The organism is Dapis hubbardiae BLCC-M172 (assembly GCF_050016015.1).
GTDB lineage: Bacteria > Cyanobacteriota > Cyanobacteriia > Cyanobacteriales > Microcoleaceae > Trichodesmium.
In genome coordinates this window covers 33,811-36,769 of sequence record NZ_JBNHEQ010000004.1, presented here as the reverse complement: position 1 = coordinate 36,769, position 2,959 = coordinate 33,811, and the positions used below count along the sequence as shown (strand labels likewise).

Below are 2,959 nucleotides of genomic sequence, written 5' to 3'. Positions count from 1 at the left end.
ATCAATTATCAATTATCAATTATCAATTATCAATTATCAATTATCAATTATTGAAAAGTTCTTCAAATACTAGCTAAGTTATTGTATTTTTTTTGAGTATAACTCTAGCCGTTGCTTATGAAGATTAATTAGGGCTTGCTGATTAAATATAAAATTATTGACAGATAAAGATTTTAGCATTTTAGGTCTGAAATACCTTGGTTTTCAGCTCTTAATGCACGGTTCCCGAAAAATCAAAAAGTCAGCATTTCTGCCAAGAGTTGGGCAAAAAAATTATTCCCCTATTCCCCTACTCCCCCGCTCCCCTACTCCTTACAAAAGACTTTTTCAGCAAACCCTAATTATTAAGTAGTGGGAGCATCTTGCTTTCCTAAGATGAGCAAGATACTTTTCCCTAAAACCTAGAATTTTATTACCTCAATCAGACTTAAGAATTGATATATATTTCATCTTCTTCAGCAATAGACAAACTTTTTTCTTTGTCTATAACTTTAATAATTCCGTCATTTGTTAAATCTTCAATATATTCTAACAAATCATTTTTCAACACCTCTGGATCGACTTCTTCCAATTCTAAAATATCCTCATAAGCTTCTTGGATAGACTCAGATCCTATTAAGGCAAATAACATTTTAGCTGCTACATCATCCAAGAGAAAATCTTCACCTTCTTGTTCAGCATTAACTACAAAAATTCCTCCCTCATCTTCTGCTAGAAAAAAATCATTAGCGAATGATACTTTTTGAGTGAATGAAATGTTCACAACTTACCTCTAATACCAATAAAATTAATTCAAATAAACACTGCTTTTACATAGCAAGATATACTATACAATAGTTAAACAATTGTTTTCTATTAAGTAATAGTTAAAAATATGAACTTTCGTATAGGTAATGGCTACGACATTCATAAATTAGGGCCGGAAAGACCATTGATTTTGGCAGGAATCAAAATTGACCATGAAATGGGACTTATTGGCCATAGTGATGCGGATGTTCTGACCCATGCCATTATGGATGCAATGTTAGGCGCTCTAAGTTTGGGTGATATTGGCCATCATTTCCCTCCGAGCGATCCACAATGGGCTGGGGCTGATAGTATAGATTTATTGACCCGTGTCAATCATTTGGTTAAAGCTGCTTGCTGGAAAATTAGTAATATTGACTCAGTAGTAGTAGCAGAACGTCCTAAACTCAAACCACATATAGAGAAAATGCGATCGCGCCTCGCTACTACTTTAGAATTGGAAGCAAATCAAGTTAGTATTAAAGCTACTACGAATGAAAAATTAGGTCCTGTAGGTAGAGAGGAAGGTATTGCTGCTTATGCAGTAGTTTTGCTAGAGAAATATGAGGGTTTTTCAGGAATTAAGAATTAAGAATAAAGATAAGAAAAAATATTAACAAAGCTGTGGTTAAGTTAAGAAAAGTATTCAAACAATATTTTTTTAAGATTTTGCGTTTTAATGATCTTATAGAAGTAAATCTTAATTTATCTAATCTTACAGGAGCCAATTTAACCGAAGCGAATTTGCAAGCAACCTATTTTTGGGCAACAGATTTTAGATATAGAAGTTGAAGCAAAGATTAGGACATTTATAAATGTTTAAACTCAGTCAAGGATTACTTCTGACTTCTGACTTCTGACCTGCGCGTAGCCCTATAGTGCTTGCTTCCGGGATGCAGAGATCAGTGGTGCTAGTTTGGAAGATGCTAATCTTTCTGGGGCTAATTTGCGCGACGTTATCCTTACCAGACAACTGCCTGATGGCAAAGTTCACCCCTAGAGAGGGAAAAATTATAGCATCTTATGGTCAAAAATTTCCTTAATTAATTGGGATGCTAAAAAAATGAATGAGAATGAACTATTAAAACTATATCTCAAAGGAGAGAGAAATTTTCAGGGTTATAATCTCAAAGAAGCTAACTTAATTGGTGCTGAACTTATTCATGCCAATTTATCTGGTGCTAATTTGATGGATGCTTCTTTAGCGAGGGCGCACCTAGAGCGTTCTTTTCTTCTCGGCGCTAACTTAAACGGAGCCTTTTTATATGGTACAGATTTGAGTTTTGTCAAGCTGAAGGAAGGTAAACTGATAGAGGCAGATTTGACTAAAGCTAATCTTCAAGGCGCTCAACTTCCTAAAGTCGATTTAACTGGAGCTAAACTTAGTGGTTCGATCCTTACCTCAGTAAGTCTATTTCGGGCTAATTTACCAATGGTTAATTTATGTGGCGCAAATCTCAATGGCATTAACTTCCGTTGCGCTAATTTAGAAGGAGCAAACTTGAACTGGACTAACCTGAGTGGAGCGAGGTTGAGTGGTGCTAATCTTAAGGGCGCACAATTAAACGGAGTCAAACTCAGTGGTGCTTTTTTGAATGGTTTGCAGCTAGAGGGAATTAACTTTAGTGGTATGGATCTCAGTCAAGTTAAGTTGAGCGGTGCTAAGTTGCAAGATGCAGATTTGACTGGAAGCGATCTCAGTCTTGCTTTTCTGCGTCGGACAAAATTAGATCGAGCAAACCTCAAAAAAGCAGATTTACATCAAGGTAATCTCAGGGGTAGTCAATTTCCCGAAGCTAACTTAATGAAGACCAACTTAACTGAAGTGGATCTACGGAATGCTGATTTAAGTGGGACAAATATGAATTTAGCGGATCTCACTGGAGCTGATTTGAGTGGCGCTAACTTGCAAGGAGCCTATTTATGGGGCGCAATTTTAGATGGTGTTAATTTGCGGGGCGCGGATCTGCGTGGTGCTAGTCTACGAGATGCTAAGATGGCGGGAGTTGATTTACAGGATGCTATTCTTATAGGAGCAACTATGCCAGATGGGAAGGTTCATATCTAGCAAGCTTATTTCTTAGTTTGAGTCGAAAGTTCAGTAGGGTGCGTTAGGCCGTCCAGTATTTCGTTTTCTTTGCCCTGGTTGCTCAATTGGCCGTAACGCACCGCA

General features: G+C 37.1%; 5 protein-coding genes and 1 pseudogene. 5 read left to right on the top strand and 1 reads right to left on the bottom strand.

What is annotated here, in order from left to right; genetic code table 11:
- The first annotated feature begins 157 nt into the window (after nucleotides 1-157).
- Nucleotides 158-352 (top strand): hypothetical protein, encoded by a 195-nt coding sequence (locus ACP6PK_RS00375; protein ID WP_426556791.1) that lies wholly within the window; start codon nucleotides 158-160, stop codon nucleotides 350-352.
- 75 nt (nucleotides 353-427) lie between these two features.
- On the opposite strand, the gene ACP6PK_RS00370 is transcribed toward ACP6PK_RS00375, so the two are convergent.
- Nucleotides 428-763, bottom strand: coding sequence for a PqqD family protein (locus ACP6PK_RS00370; protein ID WP_094671587.1), 336 nt, complete (start codon nucleotides 761-763; stop codon nucleotides 428-430).
- Between the two features lie 111 nt (nucleotides 764-874).
- Here ACP6PK_RS00370 and ispF point away from each other — a divergent pair, with 111 nt between their 5' ends.
- From ispF to ACP6PK_RS00350, 4 genes and pseudogenes are all read left to right on the top strand, one after another.
- Entirely contained in the window at nucleotides 875-1,378 is a 504-nt protein-coding gene (gene ispF, locus ACP6PK_RS00365; RefSeq protein WP_426556788.1) for a 2-C-methyl-D-erythritol 2,4-cyclodiphosphate synthase, read from the top strand.
- A 32-nt stretch (nucleotides 1,379-1,410) separates the two neighbouring features.
- Nucleotides 1,411-1,578, top strand: a complete 168-nt coding sequence (locus ACP6PK_RS00360) for a pentapeptide repeat-containing protein (protein ID WP_426556786.1) — start codon at nucleotides 1,411-1,413, stop codon at nucleotides 1,576-1,578.
- A 100-nt stretch (nucleotides 1,579-1,678) separates the two neighbouring features.
- A pseudogene (locus tag ACP6PK_RS00355) lies at nucleotides 1,679-1,786 on the top strand (pentapeptide repeat-containing protein); the annotation flags it as partial.
- A gap of 63 nt (nucleotides 1,787-1,849) precedes the next feature.
- The gene (locus ACP6PK_RS00350; RefSeq protein ID WP_426556784.1) at nucleotides 1,850-2,854 is read left to right on the top strand and encodes a pentapeptide repeat-containing protein; all 1,005 of its coding nucleotides are present in this window, start codon (nucleotides 1,850-1,852) and stop codon (nucleotides 2,852-2,854) included.
- The last annotated feature ends 105 nt before the right edge of the window (nucleotides 2,855-2,959 follow it).

Excerpts from the sequence above, each read along its gene's own strand:
- ACP6PK_RS00350 (WP_426556784.1), top strand. The coding sequence starts at position 1,850 with ATGAATGAGAATGAACTATTAAAACTATATCTCAAAGGAGAGAGAAAT.
- ispF (WP_426556788.1), top strand. The coding sequence starts at position 875 with ATGAACTTTCGTATAGGTAATGGCTACGACATTCATAAATTAGGGCCG.